Origin of the sequence: Spiroplasma endosymbiont of Melieria omissa, from assembly GCF_964031175.1 — a bacterium.
In the GTDB taxonomy this organism is placed as follows: Bacteria; Bacillota_I; Bacilli_A; order Mycoplasmatales; family VBWQ01; genus Spiroplasma_E; species Spiroplasma_E ixodetis_A.
Genome location: NZ_OZ035012.1, coordinates 1,220,785 through 1,240,026, shown reverse-complemented (window position 1 = coordinate 1,240,026; position 19,242 = coordinate 1,220,785). Strand labels below are relative to the sequence as shown.

23 protein-coding genes, 1 pseudogene and 1 other annotated feature are annotated in these 19,242 nt (G+C 24.0%); of the genes and pseudogenes, 15 read left to right on the top strand and 9 right to left on the bottom strand.

Translation table 4 applies throughout. The features are described from left to right. Positions 1-8: 8 nt before the first annotated feature. Positions 9-299: pseudogene (rplU, locus tag ACQH26_RS08150) on the bottom strand (50S ribosomal protein L21); the annotation flags it as partial. Between the two features lie 11 nt (positions 300-310). Continuing rightward, positions 311-383: a sequence feature (ribosomal protein L21 leader region), on the bottom strand. Between the two features lie 295 nt (positions 384-678). Between rplU and ACQH26_RS08145 the strand changes: the two are divergent. Beyond that, positions 679-822, top strand: a complete 144-nt coding sequence (locus ACQH26_RS08145) for a hypothetical protein (protein ID WP_425382217.1) — start codon at positions 679-681, stop codon at positions 820-822. Further along, entirely contained in the window at positions 765-1,145 is a 381-nt protein-coding gene (locus tag ACQH26_RS08140; RefSeq protein ID WP_425382216.1) for a hypothetical protein, read from the top strand. Before ACQH26_RS08145 ends, ACQH26_RS08140 begins: the two co-directional genes overlap by 58 nt. Here ACQH26_RS08140 and ACQH26_RS08135 read toward each other — a convergent pair. Then, on the bottom strand, positions 1,119-1,535 hold the full coding sequence (locus ACQH26_RS08135) for a transposase family protein (protein WP_425382215.1): 417 nt from the start codon (positions 1,533-1,535) through the stop codon (positions 1,119-1,121). The two genes, ACQH26_RS08140 and ACQH26_RS08135, sit on opposite strands and share 27 nt — an antisense overlap. Positions 1,536-1,839: 304 nt before the next feature. Then, positions 1,840-2,187, bottom strand: a complete 348-nt coding sequence (locus tag ACQH26_RS08130; protein WP_425381897.1) for a transposase family protein — start codon at positions 2,185-2,187, stop codon at positions 1,840-1,842. A gap of 258 nt (positions 2,188-2,445) precedes the next feature. Here ACQH26_RS08130 and ACQH26_RS08125 point away from each other — a divergent pair, with 258 nt between their 5' ends. Next, complete coding sequence (locus tag ACQH26_RS08125) at positions 2,446-2,733, top strand: IS630 transposase-related protein (protein ID WP_425382214.1); 288 nt, start codon at positions 2,446-2,448, stop codon at positions 2,731-2,733. On the opposite strand, the gene ACQH26_RS08120 is transcribed toward ACQH26_RS08125, so the two are convergent. Together ACQH26_RS08120 and ACQH26_RS08115 are read right to left on the bottom strand one after the other, a co-directional pair. Then, entirely contained in the window at positions 2,726-3,214 is a 489-nt protein-coding gene (locus ACQH26_RS08120; RefSeq protein ID WP_425381862.1) for an IS630 family transposase, read from the bottom strand. The two genes, ACQH26_RS08125 and ACQH26_RS08120, sit on opposite strands and share 8 nt — an antisense overlap. A 40-nt stretch (positions 3,215-3,254) precedes the next feature. Next, entirely contained in the window at positions 3,255-3,614 is a 360-nt protein-coding gene (locus ACQH26_RS08115) for a helix-turn-helix domain-containing protein (protein WP_425381863.1), read from the bottom strand. Between the two features lie 193 nt (positions 3,615-3,807). Between ACQH26_RS08115 and ACQH26_RS08110 the strand changes: the two genes are divergently transcribed. From ACQH26_RS08110 to ACQH26_RS08075, 8 genes are all read left to right on the top strand, one after another. Beyond that, entirely contained in the window at positions 3,808-5,424 is a 1,617-nt protein-coding gene (locus tag ACQH26_RS08110) for a hypothetical protein (protein WP_425382213.1), read from the top strand. Positions 5,425-5,703: 279 nt separating this feature from the next. Further along, positions 5,704-6,493 (top strand): IS5 family transposase gene (locus tag ACQH26_RS08105; protein ID WP_425382212.1). Its coding sequence is split into 2 segments (ribosomal slippage): positions 5,704-5,964 and positions 5,966-6,493, totalling 789 coding nucleotides; the frame shifts between segments, so codons are not numbered across the junction. A gap of 167 nt (positions 6,494-6,660) precedes the next feature. Continuing rightward, the gene (locus tag ACQH26_RS08100) at positions 6,661-6,858 is read left to right on the top strand and encodes a hypothetical protein (RefSeq protein WP_425382211.1); all 198 of its coding nucleotides are present in this window, start codon (positions 6,661-6,663) and stop codon (positions 6,856-6,858) included. A 117-nt stretch (positions 6,859-6,975) separates the two neighbouring features. After that, positions 6,976-7,335: a helix-turn-helix domain-containing protein gene (locus tag ACQH26_RS08095; protein WP_425381863.1), complete on the top strand. Its 360-nt coding sequence runs from the start codon at positions 6,976-6,978 to the stop codon at positions 7,333-7,335. Positions 7,336-7,375: 40 nt separating this feature from the next. Then, positions 7,376-7,585, top strand: a complete 210-nt coding sequence (locus tag ACQH26_RS08090; protein ID WP_425382210.1) for a transposase — start codon at positions 7,376-7,378, stop codon at positions 7,583-7,585. Between the two features lie 64 nt (positions 7,586-7,649). Further along, entirely contained in the window at positions 7,650-7,976 is a 327-nt protein-coding gene (locus ACQH26_RS08085; RefSeq protein ID WP_425382209.1) for a transposase family protein, read from the top strand. A gap of 24 nt (positions 7,977-8,000) precedes the next feature. Next, entirely contained in the window at positions 8,001-8,495 is a 495-nt protein-coding gene (locus ACQH26_RS08080; RefSeq protein WP_425381872.1) for a transposase family protein, read from the top strand. Further along, on the top strand, positions 8,476-8,796 hold the full coding sequence (locus ACQH26_RS08075; RefSeq protein WP_425383107.1) for a transposase: 321 nt from the start codon (positions 8,476-8,478) through the stop codon (positions 8,794-8,796). The genes ACQH26_RS08080 and ACQH26_RS08075 overlap by 20 nt, the downstream gene beginning before the upstream one ends. Before the next feature lie 120 nt (positions 8,797-8,916). Here ACQH26_RS08075 and ACQH26_RS08070 read toward each other — a convergent pair whose 3' ends face one another. From ACQH26_RS08070 to ACQH26_RS08055, 4 genes are all read right to left on the bottom strand, one after another. Then, positions 8,917-9,372 carry a DxFTY motif-containing membrane protein gene (locus ACQH26_RS08070; RefSeq protein WP_425382208.1) on the bottom strand — a complete coding sequence of 152 codons (456 nt, stop codon included), beginning with the start codon at positions 9,370-9,372 and terminating at the stop codon, positions 8,917-8,919. Positions 9,373-9,783: 411 nt separating this feature from the next. After that, positions 9,784-10,014, bottom strand: coding sequence for a hypothetical protein (locus ACQH26_RS08065; protein WP_425382207.1), 231 nt, complete (start codon positions 10,012-10,014; stop codon positions 9,784-9,786). A gap of 382 nt (positions 10,015-10,396) precedes the next feature. Next, complete coding sequence (locus tag ACQH26_RS08060) at positions 10,397-11,341, bottom strand: IS30 family transposase (RefSeq protein ID WP_425381880.1); 945 nt, start codon at positions 11,339-11,341, stop codon at positions 10,397-10,399. A 231-nt stretch (positions 11,342-11,572) separates the two neighbouring features. Then, positions 11,573-13,141, bottom strand: a complete 1,569-nt coding sequence (locus ACQH26_RS08055) for a hypothetical protein (RefSeq protein ID WP_425382206.1) — start codon at positions 13,139-13,141, stop codon at positions 11,573-11,575. Positions 13,142-13,467: 326 nt separating this feature from the next. Between ACQH26_RS08055 and ACQH26_RS08050 the strand changes: the two genes are divergently transcribed. From ACQH26_RS08050 to dnaK, 4 genes are all read left to right on the top strand, one after another. Next, a complete protein-coding gene (locus tag ACQH26_RS08050) occupies positions 13,468-15,609 on the top strand; it encodes an ATP-dependent Clp protease ATP-binding subunit (RefSeq protein ID WP_425382205.1) in 2,142 nt (713 codons plus the stop codon). An 83-nt stretch (positions 15,610-15,692) separates the two neighbouring features. Continuing rightward, positions 15,693-16,706 (top strand): heat-inducible transcriptional repressor HrcA, encoded by a 1,014-nt coding sequence (hrcA, locus tag ACQH26_RS08045; RefSeq protein ID WP_425382204.1) that lies wholly within the window; start codon positions 15,693-15,695, stop codon positions 16,704-16,706. A gap of 15 nt (positions 16,707-16,721) precedes the next feature. Then, the gene (locus tag ACQH26_RS08040) at positions 16,722-17,366 is read left to right on the top strand and encodes a nucleotide exchange factor GrpE (RefSeq protein WP_425382203.1); all 645 of its coding nucleotides are present in this window, start codon (positions 16,722-16,724) and stop codon (positions 17,364-17,366) included. A 14-nt stretch (positions 17,367-17,380) separates the two neighbouring features. Continuing rightward, positions 17,381-19,228, top strand: a complete 1,848-nt coding sequence (gene dnaK / locus ACQH26_RS08035; protein WP_425382202.1) for a molecular chaperone DnaK — start codon at positions 17,381-17,383, stop codon at positions 19,226-19,228. Positions 19,229-19,242 lie beyond the last annotated feature (14 nt).

Below are 19,242 nucleotides of genomic sequence, written 5' to 3'. Positions count from 1 at the left end.
CCAAGTAAAATATCAGTAATTAATACCTTTGTATATGGCTGACGGTGTCCATACATTGTTTTTGAATTTTTCTTAGGTTTATATTTAAACACTCGAATCTTTTTTGATTTATCTTGTTTAATAATCTCACCATGAACTTCAGCACCTTTTAGGAAAGGTTTACCGAATTGTTGATCAATCATCAATATTTTGTCAAAAATAATCTTATCTTTAGCTTTGCCAACAAGTTTTTCAACAAAAATCTCTTGACCATAGGAAACGTTAATTTGTTTTCCTCCTGTTTGAATAACTACAAACATTTTTCTTATTACCTCCAGTTTAGACTCGCCTTATAGGTGGAATAAATCACTTGTTAACCTAAAGTAGAGCGGTTGAAACTGCATAAACAGTCTTAAATATTATAAAGTATTTTTTATTAAAAGCAATACAAAATTAGTAATTATACACATAATTTAAATATAAAAATTACTAAAAAGAAAATAAAAAATTATATCTTTAATATTTAAATAATTAATGTAACTATAATTATATCTACACTAGATTATGTAATTAATATTCTTTTTATAATTATTACTAAAATTATGATATTATTTTTCTAAACTTAATATAAGTTTTTAACTCATTACTTATTCAAAAGTAAATGAGTTTTTTTATTTTTAGAAAGGAAGATTAAAAGAAATGGCTAAAGATAAAAATATCATTAATGAAACAATTGATTATTTACCATTGATTGGTGCTGGATTAGGAGCAATTGACGGTCTTTCATGAACAAATCCGGTCCTGTTACCAACATTGCGATTGGTTCTGCAGCTGGAGGAATAGCAGGTTATCAAATTAAAAAAGCTGTAAAAAATAAAGATAAAAATAAAACTAAAGTTGGAACATCATTAATTTGTGGTGCTGGTGCTGGTGTATTAAATGCAGTATTAAATCCAGAAGTATCATTAATGAATACATTAGAAGCAACTGCTGGTGGTATTGTAATTGCTAAAGGTGGTAAATATATTGTTGATAAAGGCAGTAGTTATGTAAAATCTAGACCAGAATATCAAATATTGAAACAAGGATATAAAATCAAGAAAAAAGTAAATAAGATTCAAGATTTTTCTTCAATAGACTTACTGCATAACGTTTTTAAGTTTTAATGATAAATTATAAAATCCTGCAATTAAATTAAATCTTAAAAATATTCGTTTTCTACCTTTTCTAAATTTATAACCAATAATTTTAAAACATTTTAAAAATGCAAAAACATGTTCAATTTTTCTGCGAGTTTTATTAATAATCTTATTAAAAATTTTAATTTTACTTGTTTTAGGATTATTTTTACTAGTTTTAATGAGTAAAAATGTATTACTATGAATTTTTTGTAAACCTTGATAACCTTTATCTGCAAGAATTACAGTTTCTGACAAAAATTCTAACTTTGAATTTTTAAAAGTTTTAAAATCATGATTTTTACCAGTATCAGGAAAAATATTTAAAATTTCATTAGTATGTGCATTAATTATGGTTTGAAACTTAACAGTATGCATTCATTTTTTGCCAGAAAATCAATCTTTTTGATTATATTTTGGTCGTTCTGTTTCTACTTCTGTTAGAACCTGTTTAGGATCTTTTTTGATTAATTTTTAATAAAATTTATATTATAATGGTTATTTTATAATAAAAAATAGATTTTTAGTCGATAAGTTTTCAAATGATAAAATCTTTTTAACAAAAAAATGAAAAAGAAAATAAATTATTGGTTAAGTACCTATTTATAAATGATTATTTCTTGTTTTAGTTAAATTCTATTAAAAAGATCCTAAACAGGTTCTTACATCAATTATCAAAATTTTATTTTTGAATTCTTCTTTTTAAAAAAATATTTTTATTTGTTAAATTATTAAACTTATTATTATTTATTAAAATGTCTTCAATTGAACGAATATTTCGTAAAGCAGTAGTATCAACCATATCATACTCAGCACCAATACTATGATATGTACGATTTTCATATAAATATCTTAAAGTCATTACTAGTCTATCTTCTATTGACATTTTATATGGCCTTCCACCAGTGGTATTTTTTAGATTTTGATGATCTAATAAAATATTTAAAATTTCATTAAAAACTAGTTTATTAATACCAACTATTTTACGAAAATATTGATCCGGTTTATCTTTTAATTCAAAATATGTCATAAAATTTATCCTTAACTATTCAAATTTTATTTTAATAATAACAAAAAAATGAAAAGTTAACTAGTTATGCAGTAAGTCTAATAAAAAAAGAAGCAAATTCACTAAATTCACAAAAAAAATCTTCAACAAATCAATATATAGCTAACTAAAGTAATATTTACTCATAAATAATGTAAAATAATAATATGTAATTTAAACAGTTTTTGAATTTAAAAGTACAATTCAGCAATAATTAAAATAGATTAGGAAGATTAAATTATGCCAAAACCATACAGTGAAGACTTACGAAGAAAAGTAATAGAAGCTTATGAAAGTAAAAATATGAAAATTAAAGAAATTTGTAAAGTGTTCAATATCACTAGAAAGACTTTATTTTTATGAAGAAAAAGAAAAAAAGAAACTGGGCATATAAAACCAATTTTGAATTATCAAAAAGGACATAGCCACAAAATAAAGGATTTAGATGAATTAAAAAATTATTTAGCAGAAAATAAAGATGTTACAGTTCAAAAAGTAATTGATAAATTTGGAAATATAGCTAACTAAAGTAATGTTTACTCATATCTTGAAAAACAAAATCAATCGCTTTTTTAATATTTGGTCAATAATTTGGTAATATTTTTCTTATATTATGTTTTATAGCAAATCAAAAATGTTCAATTGGATTTAAATTAGGAGAATATGGCGGAAGAAATAATAGTTTGCATCCAGCATTTTCAATTAATTGTTGTGTTAATTTAGATTTATGAAACGTTGCATTATCTAAAACTATAATTTGTCCACGCTTTAATACTGGAATTAGTTTATTTTTAACATATGATTCAAAAATTTTACTATTGCAATGTCCTTCAAATGCTCATAAGGCTTTTAATTTACCTTTATTTAGTGAACCAATTATACTCATTCTCTTTATTTTATATGCGGGTTTATTATCAAATAATCTTTTACCTTTTTCAGATCAACCATATTTATAAAATTCATTATCATCAATTCCAGATTCATCAATATATACTAAATCTTCATTCATTATTTTAGCTATTTCTTTTAAAAAATCTTCTTGTTTATTTTTATCTCTTTGTTCATATAGAAAAGTTTTTTTTATATGTATAATTTAGTTTTTTAAAATAGTTATAAACTGTTTCTTTAGTCATATTTCCAAATTTATCAATTACTTTTTGAACTGTAACATCTTTATTTTCTGCTAAATAATTTTTTAATTCATCTAAATCCTTTATTTTGTGGCTATGTCCTTTTTGATAATTCAAAATTGGTTTTATATGCCCAGTTTCTTTTTTTCTTTTTCTTCATAAAAATAAAGTCTTTCTAGTGATATTGAACACTTTACAAATTTCTTTAATTTTCATATTTTTACTTTCATAAGCTTCTATTACTTTTCTTCGTAAGTCTTCACTGTATGGTTTTGGCATAATTTAATCTTCCTAATCTATTTTAATTATTGCTGAATTGTACTTTTAAATTCAAAAACTGTTTAAATTACATATTATTATTTTACATTATTTATGAGTAAATATTACTTTAGTTAGCTATAATTTAAAACTAATATAAACTGATCAATAGTAAATTAAAACATTAAAAAATTATTTAGGAATGAAAATATAATTGATATTCAATTTAACTCATTCCTTTTTAAGTATTGAAATTCAAACAGAAAAACAATATAATAACACTTTGGACTGATGAAAGATGAAAAGAAAATTAAGTTACAAAAAAATGCTAGCAACAGTTGGTGTATTAACTGTTGTATTACCAATGTCTTTAAGTATTGCATCATGTGCAATAAAAGAAAAACAAAAAAATAATGATCAAAAAATAGTAAATGCAATTAATCAAACTAATTATTCACTTGATAATATTATAATTAATAGTACTATAGATGAATTAAAAACAAACATTAGTTCAGACTTTATTAAAAATTCATTAGATGAAATTAATCAAAAAAATTTTAATAATGATTTATTTTCATTAAATAAAATTATAAATGAAAAAAATGAAGAAATTAATAATAATGACTTTAAAAAAATAGGACTTATTAATGCAAAAATTAATTATAATTATGGAAAAATTAAAAATCAATTTGTTGATTTAAAAATCAGTGTAAAATATTCAGATAAACAAATTGTTGATGCTATTAGTGAAACTACATATACAGTTAATATAACAATGAAAGATAGCTTAGAATCTATCAATAAAAAAATTAATAAATCTGAATTTATTAAAAATGAAATGAAAAATAATGATATTAAAAATGCTTTTAAATTCGAAGATTTTAAATTTAATAAAATTACTAATAATGAAGAAGATTTAAAACAAGAAGATTTAGATAAATGAGGTATAATTAATGCTAAAATCATTTTTAATTATGGAGAAATTAAAAATAAAGAAACTTTATTAATAATTAATATTAATGCTTCTTCTGAAAAAATTGTTGATGCTATTAATGAAATAAAATATACAAAAAAAGTTAATTTTCAAAGTTCAGTAATGGAATTAAATGATTCAATTAATGCTGAATTTATTAAAAATTCATTAATTTCTGAAATTAAAAATTCTTTTAAAAATAATTTATTTTCATTAAACAAAATTACTAATAATAAAGAAATTGATTTAAAAGATGAAGACTTCACAGTTAGTGGTTCTATTAATGCAAAAATTAATTATAATTATGATTCATTTAAAAATTTAACTACTAATCTAACAATTATCATAGGTGAAGGTCAAATTTCTAATAAATATGAATTAAATGATGGAAAAATAAATAAATTTCTTCAAATCTCAGATAGTATAATATTTGCTGCAACAGAAAACGGAAATATTTGAGAGATTGATTTTACTAATAATACAAAAATCAATAAATATCAATTAAATGAAGAACGTATAAATAGTTTAATTAAAGCATCAAATGGTAAAGTATATGTTGGTACAATAACAAATACAATTTGAGAAATTGATTTAGAAACTGAAACTGCAGAAAAGAAATTCATTGGATTTGGTGATAAGTATGATTCTAAAACTTTAATTGAAGGTTCAAAAGATAAGTTATATGTTGGTACTGGTGTTGGTAATGTTTATGAATTAGATATTAATACTGGTAATACTAAAAAATATCGTTTTGACGATTGAGGTGATGTAAATGCCCTAGTTAAAGTTACAGAAAATAAAATATACGCTGGCACTAGTGAAGGAAAATTATGAGAAATTGATTTAGAGCCTGTTTAGGATCTTTTTAATAGAATTTAACTAAAACAAGAAATAATCATTTATAAATAGGTACTTAACCAATAATTTATTTTCTTTTTCATTTTTTTGTTAAAAAGATTTTATCATTTGAAAACTTATCGACTAAAAATCTATTTTTTATTATAAAATAACCATTATAATATAAATTTTATTAAAAATTAATCAAAAAAGATCCTAAACAGGTTCTTAGAACCTGTTTAGAATCTTTTCGAAAATAATGTAAAATGATTATATATTTTAAAATCAGAGGTATATATTATGCATAAAAATTATCCAAGTCATGTCACCAAAGAACAATTTGAGAACATAAAAACAATTTTAGAAAATAGCAAAAAGAAAACAAAACCAAGAAGTTTAGATTTATATGAAGTATTTTGTGCAATTTTATATGTATTAAAAAGTGGTTGTCAATGAAGAATGCTACCAAAAAATTTTCCAAAATGACAAACTGTATATTATTATTTTCAAATTTGAAGTAAAAATAACGGTAAAGAAGCTAGTGTATGGCAATTAATTTTAAAAAAAATTGGTTAAAAAAGTTCGTATCAACAATAATCGCAAAGAACAAACTAGTTTTTGTATAATTGATTCGCAAAGTGTTAAAAATACAGATACTACTGAAAATAAAGGTTATGATGCTGGTAAAAAGATTTCAGGAATAAAGCGTCATATTATTGTTGATTCTCAAGGTTTACCACATGCAATTTACATAACCACAGCAGAAAAAACAGATCGTAATAGCGCTATAATAATGATTGAAAATGAAAAAGAAAATCTTTCTGCAGTTCAAAAAATAATAGTAGATGCTGGTTATACTGGTGAAAAATTTGCTTCTGAAATCAAAACAATCATAAATGCAAATGTTGAAATTATAAAACGCAATGAACTACATACTTTTGTAGTATTACCAAAAAGATGAATTGTAGAACGAAGCTTTGCTTGATTAGAAAAATACAGAAGATTATGAAAAAATTGTGAAAGAAAACTAAATACTAGTTTACAAATGGTTGTTCTTTCCTTTATTTCAGTTTTATTAAAAAGATTCTAAACAGGTTCTTAGAAACTAAAACCCAGAAATTAAAATATGATTTTAAAAATAAAAGTAATATTATTTTTGATATTAAAGCACTATCTGATACTGAATTAATATTAGTAACAGAAGACAAAATTTATCAGTATGATTTAATCAAAAATGAAATAACAGAAAAAATTAATTTGAAAGATGGTAAAATTTTTTCTTTATCAATAGAAGATTTAAATAACAAAATATATGCTACAACTGATAATAATAATGTTTATGAACTTGATTCAACTTTTAGTCAAGTAAAAAACAAATATGAATTAAATGCTTCAGTATATTCATCATTAATAGTTGATAAAAAACTATTTGCTGGAACGATTACAAATATATAGCTAACTAAAGTAATATTTACTCATAAATAATGTAAAATAATAATATGTAATTTAAACAGTTTTTGAATTTAAAAGTACAATTCAGCAATAATTAAAATAGATTAGGAAGATTAAATTATGCCAAAACCATACAGTGAAGACTTACGAAGAAAAGTAATAGAAGCTTATGAAAGTAAAAATATGAAAATTAAAGAAATTTGTAAAGTGTTCAATATCACTAGAAAGACTTTATTTTTATGAAGAAAAAGAAAAAAAGAAACTGGGCATATAAAACCAATTTTAAATTATCAAAAAGGACATAGCCACAAAATAAAGGATTTAGATGAATTAAAAAATTATTTAGCAGAAAATAAAGATGTTACAGTTCAAAAAGTAATTGATAAATTTGGAAATATGACTAAAGAAACAGTTTATAACTATTTTAAAAAACTAAATTATACATATAAAAAAAACTTTTCTATATGAACAAAGAGATAAAAATAAACAAGAAGATTTTTTAAAAGAAATAGCTAAAATAATGAATGAAGATTTAGTATATATTGATGAATCTGGAATTGATGATAATGAATTTTATAAATATGGTTGATCTGAAAAAGGTAAAAGATTATTTGATAATAAACCCGCATATAAAATAAAGAGAATGAGTATAATTGGTTCACTAAATAAAGGTAAATTAAAAGCCTTATGAGCATTTGAAGGACATTGCAATAGTAGACTTACTGCATAACTAGTTAACTTTTCATTTTTTTGTTATTATTAAAATAAAATTTGAATAGTTAAGGATAAATTTTATGACATATTTTGAATTAAAAGATAAACCGGATCAATATTTTCGTAAAATAGTTGGTATTAATAAACTAGTTTTTAATGAAATTTTAAATATTTTATTAGATCATCAAAATCTAAAAAATACCACTGGTGGAAGGCCATATAAAATGTCAATAGAAGATAGACTAGTAATGACTTTAAGATATTTATATGAAAATCGTACATATCATAGTATTGGTGCTGAGTATGATATGGTTGATACTACTGCTTTACGAAATATTCGTTCAATTGAAGACATTTTAATAAATAATAATAAGTTTAATAATTTAACAAATAAAAATATTTTTTAAAAAGAAGAATTCAAAAATAAAATTTTGATAATTGATGTAACAGAAGTAGAAACAGAACGACCAAAATATAATCAAAAAGATTGATTTTCTGGCAAAAAATGAATGCATACTGTTAAGTTTCAAACCATAATTAATGCACATACTAATGAAATTTTAAATATTTTTCCTGATACTGGTAAAAATCATGATTTTAAAACTTTTAAAAATTCAAAGTTAGAATTTTTGTCAGAAACTGTAATTCTTGCAGATAAAGGTTATCAAGGTTTACAAAAAATTCATAGTAATACATTTTTACCCATTAAAACTAGTAAAAATAATCCTAAAACAAGTAAAATTAAAATTTTTAATAAGATTATTAATAAAACTCGCAGAAAAATTGAACATGTTTTTGCATTTTTAAAATGTTTTAAAATTATTGGTTATAAATTTAGAAAAGGTAGAAAACGAATATTTTTAAGATTTAATTTAATTGCAGGATTTTATAATTTATCATTAAAACTTAAAAACGTTATGCAGTAAGTCTAGTAAAATTTTTGAATCATATGTTAAAAATAAACTAATTCCAGTATTAAAGCGTGGACAAATTATAGTTTTAGATAATGCAACGTTTCATAAATCTAAATTAACACAACAATTAATTGAAAATGCTGGATGCAAACTATTATTTCTTCCGCCATATTCTCCTAATTTAAATCCAATTGAACATTTTTGATTTGCTATAAAACATAATATAAGAAAAATATTACCAAATTATTGACCAAATATTAAAAAAGCGATTGATTTTGTTTTTCAAGATATGAGTAAACATTACTTTAGTTAGCTATATGAGAATTAGAGATTGAATAATTTTTATATAGTAAATAAAAAACACATACTTAAAAAAGTGCGTAACATATATTACGCGCCTTCTTTTCGTTTTATTTTTTTAGATTTATATCACTTATATCTTAATATATGATTTTTTTTGTTTTTTTCTTAATACTAATAATAAAATAATACTCGTTAAAAAAATACCAATAACAGCACCAGCGATTGAAATAATAAAACGTATTAAAATTTGTTGAGGAGTTAAAAAGTATCCTGACAAATAAAATAATGATAAAACAAAAGCAAATGGAATACTATATGTAAATTGATCTAATTGATGTAATTTTAACTTATATGTAATAAAGGTTATAATAAAAGTAAATATAATTAAACTTAAACTAGAAAGTACCATTATTCAAAAAGGTAATTTAAAAGTAAAAGTAAAATCAGTACTAGTAGTAAAAAAAAGAATAATTCCTGGAATTAATACTTGTATTATTAAATAGCCAACACTTATCAAAAACTTAGTTCTTGGAAATGTATTTTCACTATTATTTTCAAAATTAACTTTTTGGTTTTTATTTTCCATACTTATCCTCTTCTATAATATAATTCTTTACAATTTTAACATGCTTTTATCAATAATTAAATAAGATTTATATTTATTAAATGACACTTATTTTAATACAAAAATTTAAAATAAAAATAAAAATAGTTTTCCACAATTTAATGAAATTAAAAATTACCTATCCTATAAATTAATTGATTTTTTTGATTTAATTTTTGTTTTATTTTGTAAATCTGTATTAGAACCTGTTTAGGATCTTTTTAATAGAATTTAACTAAAACAAGAAATAATCATTTATAAATAGGTACTTAACCAATAATTTATTTTCTTTTTCATTTTTTTGTTAAAAAGATTTTATCATTTGAAAACTTATCGACTAAAAATCTATTTTTTATTATAAAATAACCATTATAATATAAATTTTATTAAAAATTAATCAAAAAAGATCCTAAACAGGTTCTTAGAATTTATTGCGTGTTTTTGTGCTTCTTCTAAATCTTGTTTTTGTACTTTTTTCTTTTCATCAAATTTTTTTGCTGCTGCTTTTCCTTTTATAATAGCTACATGACTACCTTTAACAACTGCATAAGTAACACCACCAGTAACAGCAGTTCCTGCAACAATAATGCCAGCAGGTGGAGATACAAAAAAAGATGTAACCAAAAAAACACCACCAGCACCAATAATAGTACCTCTAACAGCACCTTCAGGAATACCTTCATAACCCCCTTAACAAGTCCTTTAGTAGACGCACAAATAATTTTTAATGTTTTTGCTGTTGTTGAATGTTTTGTTTTAAATTTTTTTCAGTATTTGTATTTTTTCTTAGTCATTTCTGGATGATAATTACTATCAACTAATATAAAATTAGTTTCATCTTTTTGTCTTTCATCTAAATCTGCAATTGCCTTTTCTACTTCTAATCAAGTCATTATTAACTTCTCCTTTTTTAAAAAAATAAAAAAACTCATTTACTTTTGAATAAGTAATGAGTTTAAAACTTATATTAAGTTTCCTGAATTGTAAATATAAATGGGACATTTTTTTAAAATAATTGTATTAAATCTATTGGTCTTTTATAAGAGAGTGATTTTCTTGGTGTAGAATTAATTTGAAATGCTATTTGATTCAATGATTTTTGATTAAAATTAGATAAATCAATGGATTTTGGTAAATATCTTCTTAAAATACCATTATTATTTTCATTTAAACCCCTTTGACAAGGTTTACCAGGATCTGCAAAATAAATTTTGACATTACAAATTTTTTCGATTAATCTTCATTTACTAAATTCTTTGCCACGATCAAAAGTAATGGTTTTAACTGTTCCTTTTTGTAATTTTGAAATAAATTTTATTATATTTTTCATAATATTTTCTGATTTATTATTTTTAGTTGCTAAAGGAATTGTGGTTTTTGATCATATATCAGCCAAAGTAATAATAGAACTTTTATGATCTTTACCAATGATAGTATCACCTTCTAAATGACCAAATTCTTGTATATTTTTAATATTAGGAATGATTAAATTTCTTTCATGAATAGACTTACAATTATTAATTCTGCCCCTAGTTTCTTTTTGTTTGTGAGATTTATTTTTTCCTTTTCTCAACAATTTATTTTCATCAAAACCCATTCGATTTGTTTTAAACATGTTATATAAGGTTTTTGTTGAAATACTTTTTATTTTATTTTCCTTTAAAAAATTAGCAATTATATCAAGAGCATAATTTTTAGTAATTAACAAATTATTAATAGTATTAATTTCTATTAAATTTAAAATTATTAATTTTCTACCTGCATTTTGTTTATTTTTTTTAAATTGATTTAATATTTCTAATGGTAATAAGTTTTTATTTAATAATCTGCAAACTCTATGTACTGTTGATTTACTATAATCAACCATTTTTGCTATTTTACGAATCGAAAATCGATAACCTTTATATTCTTTTATTGCTATTATTGATTCAATAGTTAGATACTTATACATTGTGTTAATTCCTTTCTTTTCTTAATTATAGAATTAACACAATTTAATTTTTATATAAGTGTCCTTTTTAATTTTACAATTCAGGTTTTAAAAAAATAATATCATATTTTCTATATTTAATATAGAAAATTTAATTATTTTTATCAATATTACATAAATTTTTATACTATCTATATGATTAAAATTTAATAAACTATATCTATAATGACTAGGCTTACTTCAATTAACCGCTTACTTTTTAATTTTTATTCTTCTTAATATTGTTATAACTACTGGAATAGCAATAATAACTAATAAAAAAGTACTACCAATAATTATAATATTTCAATTATTAATTAAAGTTGTTGTCTTTGGTTTTATTTCTGGTAAAGCAAAAGGGTTATTTTTATTTTTTTCATCATGTTTAACATTAGCATATAAATGAGTAATTAAATCGTGCTCATAAAATAATAATCAATAACGTAATTGACCTGGATTTAGTACATCAATTGCACAATCTATATTAGTAGTTTCTTGTAAATACTGATTAAAATCAATACCAGATTGACTATTAGCAAAATTAGTAAAACCAGAAAACTTAGTTGATAAAGGTTTAATATTATAAATATTTAAATATTGTCTTGAAGAACTATCAACTTTATCATTTACTATTCTTTGTAATAAATAAATAGTATGATCTTCAGATTGATATGTTTTTAATGGTTGATTTGAAATAGGTGTTACCTTTTCTTCTTGCGGAACAAGATTATCATCAACGCGCTGATATGTTCATTTATCTTCACTAACATTAGCGGTAATAACAGCTTCTGATTTAATTTGACTAAAAGCAATCATTTGTAAATTACTATTTTTTTCATCATTAATAAAATATTGATGAATTAATGAAGATTTATCTTCTTTTTCATTAATAACTTGAATGTCTGGCATAGAACTATTAATAGTAAGTGTTTCTTGTCTTAAAACAGTACTACCATCACTATCATTTCATTTCACATTATATATAGTGGGCTTATTTTTACTATAATCTTGGTTTAAAATAGCATAGTCAAAAGTTTTATTACTATTAGTTTTAACAATTATTTTTATTTCTCTGTTTTCATTATTAATAGAAATTTCTAATCCTGATTTTTTAAAAGGAGGATGCACATAAAAAACAAACATTTCATTACTAAAACTATCCTTAGTATTTGCAAATGGTCCAATTGGAAATATTTTAGCACGCGTTTCAAAATTAGATTTTTGAAAATTAGTAGTTGGTTGTAAATTATATGGAACTTCCATTAAAGTATTAATATCACTTGCTTCATATATTGTTGCAAAAAGTCCTGCATCAATACTTTCTTTAATTGTTTGATGATATTGTAAAATTAAATTATTACTTTTTTCATTAAAAGTATGACCAAAAGCACCTGTAGTAAGAAAACCTTCTGCATTTTTAAAATAACTACTATTATCATTAATAATATTTTTTAATTGACTATAACCTTGATCATTAATAATATCATTGGTTTCAATATTACTATGTGTTCAATCATTATTAATAATTTGATCATAACTATCAAAATTAACATTTAATGGTGTATTTTTAACATTATTATATAAATATTGTGAATCATTATTTCAAGATTTAATACTATTAACTAAGTTACGATTTGATGACTTAACAGTAATATGAAAGCCGCTAACTTTACTATTACTAGTTTGATGATTTTTATTATTAAAACTAATACTTAATACTGAAGTTACTAATAAACTGCTAGCACTAAGTAATAAAATTAATTTTTGTTTAAATTGTTTCATAATATTTCCTTATAAATTTAATATTTAAAAGTTATTAAATTACTATTATTTATTTTTATCTAGCAATTATGTAATTAGTATATCAATTCTTTTAAAAATATGATATATATTATTTACACGAGAAATATATATTTAAGATTTAAAATACCTACAAGATCTATCACAAATATTAATATTATATTAGTTTCTTTAATTGAAAATACTTATCCCTAAGTCAATTAAATATAAAATTAGCAGTTACTACTTGAAACTGCTAATTTTATTTGTTAGTATATTAATATTATTAGCAATCAAGTAATTATAGTGCTAAAAAGAGGAGTGACATTATGCAATTAAATGAAATCCCTAACTATAGTAATGATCCTAAAATTCTTGATAAATTTGCTCGTAATCTAATTGTACAAGCTAAAACAGGAAAAATAGACCCTATTATTGGACGTGATGAAGATATTCGTAAAGTAGAAGAAATACTCTCACGAAAAACTAAAAACAACCCCGTCTTAATCGGTTTACCTGGTATTGGTAAAACTGCTATTATTGAAGGTTTAGCCCAACGTATTGTTCGTGGTGATGTTCCTAGTAACTTAAAAGATAAAATTATTTATGAACTAGATATGGGAGCACTAATTGCTGGCGCTAAATTCCAAGGTGAATTTGAAGAACGATTAAAAGCGGTCATTAACCAAATTAAAAATTCTAATGGAAAAATTATTTTATTTATTGATGAACTACATTTAATTGTTGGTGCTGGTAGAACACAAGGTTCAATGGATGCTTCTAATTTACTAAAACCAACGTTAGCGCGTGGTGAACTACGTTGTATTGGTGCCACAACACTTGACGAATATCGTCAATACATTGAAAAAGATGCAGCCCTTGAACGAAGATTTCGTAAGATGATTATTAAAGAACCAACAACAGAAGATACAACTGCTATCTTACGTGGTTTAAAAGAACGTTTTGAAGCTTATCATGGTGTAAAAATTCATGATAGTGCATTACGAGAAGCTGTTTATCTATCTAATAAATATATTAATGATCGTTACTTACCTGATAAAGCAATTGACTTAATTGATGAAGCTTGTGCTAGTATTAAAACTGAAATTGCTTCGGTTCCTAGTGATTTAGATGATATAAGAAGAAAAGTCTTACAATTAAAAATTGAACAAGCAGTCTTAAGCAAAGAAAAAGATGAAAACTCGCAAACAAGACTAATTGAAGTCGATAAACAATTAAAAACTAAAAAAAATACTTTACAACAATTAGAAGATAAATGAATCAAAGAAAAGTCAGCATTAGACCACATTACTAGTTTAAAAAATAAATTAGAAAATGCTAAATCAGAACTAGAATTGTATCAATTATCAGGTAATTTTACAAAAGCTGGTGAACTACAATATAGTATTATTCCCAACTTAGAAAAAGAACTTAAAGATAGTGAAAATATAAAAAAAGATAATCCTTTACTACGCGAAGATGTTACTAGTGAAGATATTGCAAAAGTTGTTGCAAAATGAACTGGCATTCCTGTTACTCGTTTATTAGCAACCGAAAAAGAAAAATTATTAAAATTACCCTTAACTTTAAATACGAGAATTAAAGGTCAAAGTAATGCCCTACAGTTGGTAAGTGATGCTTTAATTAGAGCTCGTGCTGGTATTAAAGTTCCCAATCGCCCAATTGGTTCATTTATTTTCTTGGGTCCAACCGGTGTTGGAAAAACTGAAGTTGCCAGAACCTTAGCTGATATTTTATTTGATAGCGAAAAAAATATGGTTCGTATTGATATGTCAGAATTTATGGAAAAACACGCAGTTAGCAAATTACTAGGTTCGCCTCCTGGCTATGTTGGTTATGAAAATGGTGGACAATTAACCGAAAAAGTAAGAAGAAATCCTTACAGTATCATTCTTTTTGATGAAATCGAAAAAGCCCATCCTGAAGTATTAAATATTTTATTACAAATTCTTGATGAAGGTAGAATTACAGACAGTCATGGTCTCTTAATTGACTTTAAAAACACAATAATTATTATGACTTCAAATCTTGGTTCACAAGAACTATTAAGTGGTAAAGATAACAGCAAAGAGCAAGCATTAAATATCTTAAAAAAATCATTTCGACCAGAATTTATTAATCGAATTGATGAAATTGTTATCTTCAATCCATTAAGTAAAAAAGTAATAACAGAAATTATTATTAAAGAATTAGATACTTTATTATTACGATTAAGACAAGAAAAAAATTTACAATTATCTTATGAATCAGAAGTAGTTAATAAAATACTAAAAGATGCTTATGATGAAGAATATGGCGCACGACCGATTAAACGATATATTCAACACCATATTGAAACTATTATCGCACAAGCTATTATTAAAGAAGAACTAATACCCCACAAACGAATGGTAATTACTATCAATAAAGACAATATGTTTATTCTCAGTAAAAAAATAAAATTCAATTAAGTCTTGATATTATTACACTCTCAGTTATAATTATATAAGTATTGGCATTCAAGGTTAATGAATGCTAAAAAAGGTGGTGAACAATGTTAAGTAACAGACAATCACAAATTTTAAAAATCATTGTTGAAAAATATATTAAAACAGGATTACCAATTGGTAGCAAAACTATTTTAGAAAATAATAACAATATTAATTTTTCTAGTGCTACTATTCGTAATGAATGTGTTGAATTAGAAACATTAGGATTATTAGAAAAGGCACATAGCTCTAGTGGTCGTATTCCTTCAACAAAAGGTTATCGCTATTATGTTGATAATTTAATGAATATGGGTGAACACCAAGAACTAGAAATCTTGAAGAAAAAAATAGCAGAAGTATTTAATAACCGTAACTTAGTAATTACCGAAGTATTAAATAAAACTAGTAGTATTTTAAGTGAAATGACTAATTTGATTAGTATTGTTACTGGTCCTAATCTTAATGAAGATACTTTAAAGAAAATTGAATTAATACCGATTAGTAATGATAATGCTTTAACAATTTGTATTACTAGTAATGGTCATGTTCAAAACAAAATGTTTAATATTCAAGAAACATCATTAACCAATTTATCAATTGCTATTGATATTTTTAACACCAGATTAATTGGTACTAAAATTAGTGAAATTAGTGAGAAAGTAAATTTATTAAAACCAATTCTTGAACAACAAGTACAAAAATCAGAATATATTATTCAAGGATTTGTTAACACTTTAATTAATTTCTCACGACCACTATCAACAACACACGGTGTTCAATATATGTTAGAAAATCCTGAATTTAATGATATTAATAAGGTTAAAACAATTATTAAATTCATTGAATCACAATCACCATGAATGTATTTTGATGAATTAAATAATAATCAACTACAAATTAAAATTGGTGAAGAACTGGGCAATGAAAATAACGATATGGCAATGATTACTACTACTTTTAAAGTTCATGATGGTGAACAAGGACAAATTGCAATTGTTGGACCTAAACGTTTAGAATATGAAAAACTAACTGAAATTCTAAATTGGATTAATCAAACATTGATTAAAAACTTTAAATAGAAATGAGATGATAAAATGACAAAAGCTAAAAAAGATAACATTGATAACGTATCAGCAACAGAAACTAAAGATACAACTATTTCAACTCCTGTTACTGAAACACCAGTAAGTGTTGAAGAAGAAAAAATATCATTAAATAAAGAAATCGAATTAGAAACAAAAATTAAAGAATTAACAACAGAACTTAATAAAATTAATTCACAGCAAAAGCAATTAATGCTAGCTACTAGATTAAATACCATTAAAGAATTAGAAATTCAAAATAAAGAACACATTAAATATGCTAATCAAAAAATTATTAAAGATTTAGTTCATACTTTATTAAATTTCCAACGAGCACTAAACTTTAAAACTGATAATGCAGCTGTTCAAAATTTCCTAGTTGGTTTTAAATTTATCTATGAAGAATTAATTAAAGCACTTGGTAAAGAGGGTTTAAAAGAAATTACTGCTAAAGTTGGAGATCAATTTAATTCTCACCAACATGAGGCAGTAGAAATTATTAATGATAATACAAACAATGTTTATCAAAATGTAAAAAATAATACTATTGTTGAAGTTATAGCTAATGGTTATGAATTGCATAATCGTGTCATTAGCACCACTAAAGTTAAAATTTTTCAAACTAAAGAAGAAAAAACAGAAACAAAGAAAAATTAAGGAGTGAAAATATTATGTCTACAAATAAAACAACAAATAAAGAAATCATTTTAGGAATCGATCTAGGAACAACTAATTCATGTGTTGCCGTAATGGAAGGTGATAAGCCAAAAGTTATTGAAAATGCCGAAGGTGGAAGAACAACACCATCAGTTGTTGCTTACAAAGATGGTCAAATTATGGTTGGTGAAGTTGCTAAACGTCAAGCTATTACTGATCCAGATAATACTGTTAGTTCAATTAAAAGAATTATGGGAACTAAAGAAACAGTTAAAGCCGCTACTAAAACACGTAAACCAGAAGAAGTGTCTGCAGAAATTTTACGCACTATTAAAACTTTTGCTGAATCAAAATTAGGTAAAAAAATATCAAAAGCAGTTATTACTGTTCCTGCTTACTTTAACAATGAACAACGTGAAGCTACTAAAAATGCAGGAATTATTGCGGGATTAAAAGTAGAAAGAATTATTAACGAACCAACTGCTGCTGCCATTGCTTATGGTTTAGATAAACAAGATAAAGATCACAAAATTTTAGTATTTGACTTAGGTGGTGGAACATTTGACGTTTCAGTTCTAGAATTAGCAGGTGGAACATTTGAAGTATTATCAACTAGTGGTGATAACAAACTTGGTGGTGATGACTTTGATGCCTTAATTGTTCAACATTTAGTTAGTGAATTCAAAAAAAGTAATGGTGTTGACTTATCAAAAGATAAAATGGCAATGCAACGTTTAAAAGATGCTGCTGAAAAAGCGAAAAAAGACTTATCAGGAGTAGTACAAGCTGATATTTCATTACCGTTTATTTCAATGAATGCCTCAGGTCCATTACATTTAAATGAAAAATTAACACGTGCCAAATTTAATGAACTAACAAAATCACTAGTTGAAAGAACTATTGCTCCTGTTCGTGATGCCTTAAAAGAAGCTAAATTAAGCAAAAATGAAATTGATGAAGTTATTTTAGTTGGTGGTTCAACAAGAATCCCAGCTGTGCAAGAAGTTATTAAAAACGAAATTGGTAAAGAACCACATCGTGGTGTTAACCCTGATGAAGTAGTAGCTTTAGGTGCTGCTATTCAAGGAGGAGTATTATCGGGTGATGTTACTGACGTTTTACTATTAGATGTAACTCCTTTATCATTAGGTATTGAAACTTTAGGAGGAGTAATGACACCATTAATCTCTCGTAATACTACTGTTCCTACTAAAAAGTCACAAGTATTTTCAACTGCTGAAGACAATCAACCCGCTGTTGATATTAGTGTTTTACAAGGAGAACGTCCACTAGCTAAAGATAATCATTCACTAGGTCGTTTCCAATTAAGTGGTATCGAACCAGCACCAAGAGGTGTTCCACAAATTGAAGTTACTTTTGATATTGATGTTAATGGTATTGTATCTGTTAGTGCTAAAGATCTAAAAACTAATAAAGAACAAAAAATTACTATCAGCAATAGTGGTACTTTAAGTAAAGACGAAATTGAAAAAATGGTACAAGATGCTGAAAAGAATCGTGAAAACGATGAAAAGCATAAAGAAGAAATTGAATTATCTAATCAAGCACAAGCCTATATTTATGATATTGATAAAATGACTGCTGAAGTTACTAAATCAGCAAAAGAAGGTGAAGCAGAAAATCCACAAATTGCTGAAATGAAAAAACTACGTGATGACTTACAAAAATCACTAGATGAAAAAAAATATGATGATTTAAAAGAAAAACTAGAACAATTAAAACAAGCGTTTGCTGCTGCACAACAATTTATGAACAAACAAAAACAAGAACCAACAGATCATATTAAAAAAGATGATAATAAAAGTGATGATGTTATTGATGTTGACGCAACAACTAAATAAAATAATTAGAGGTG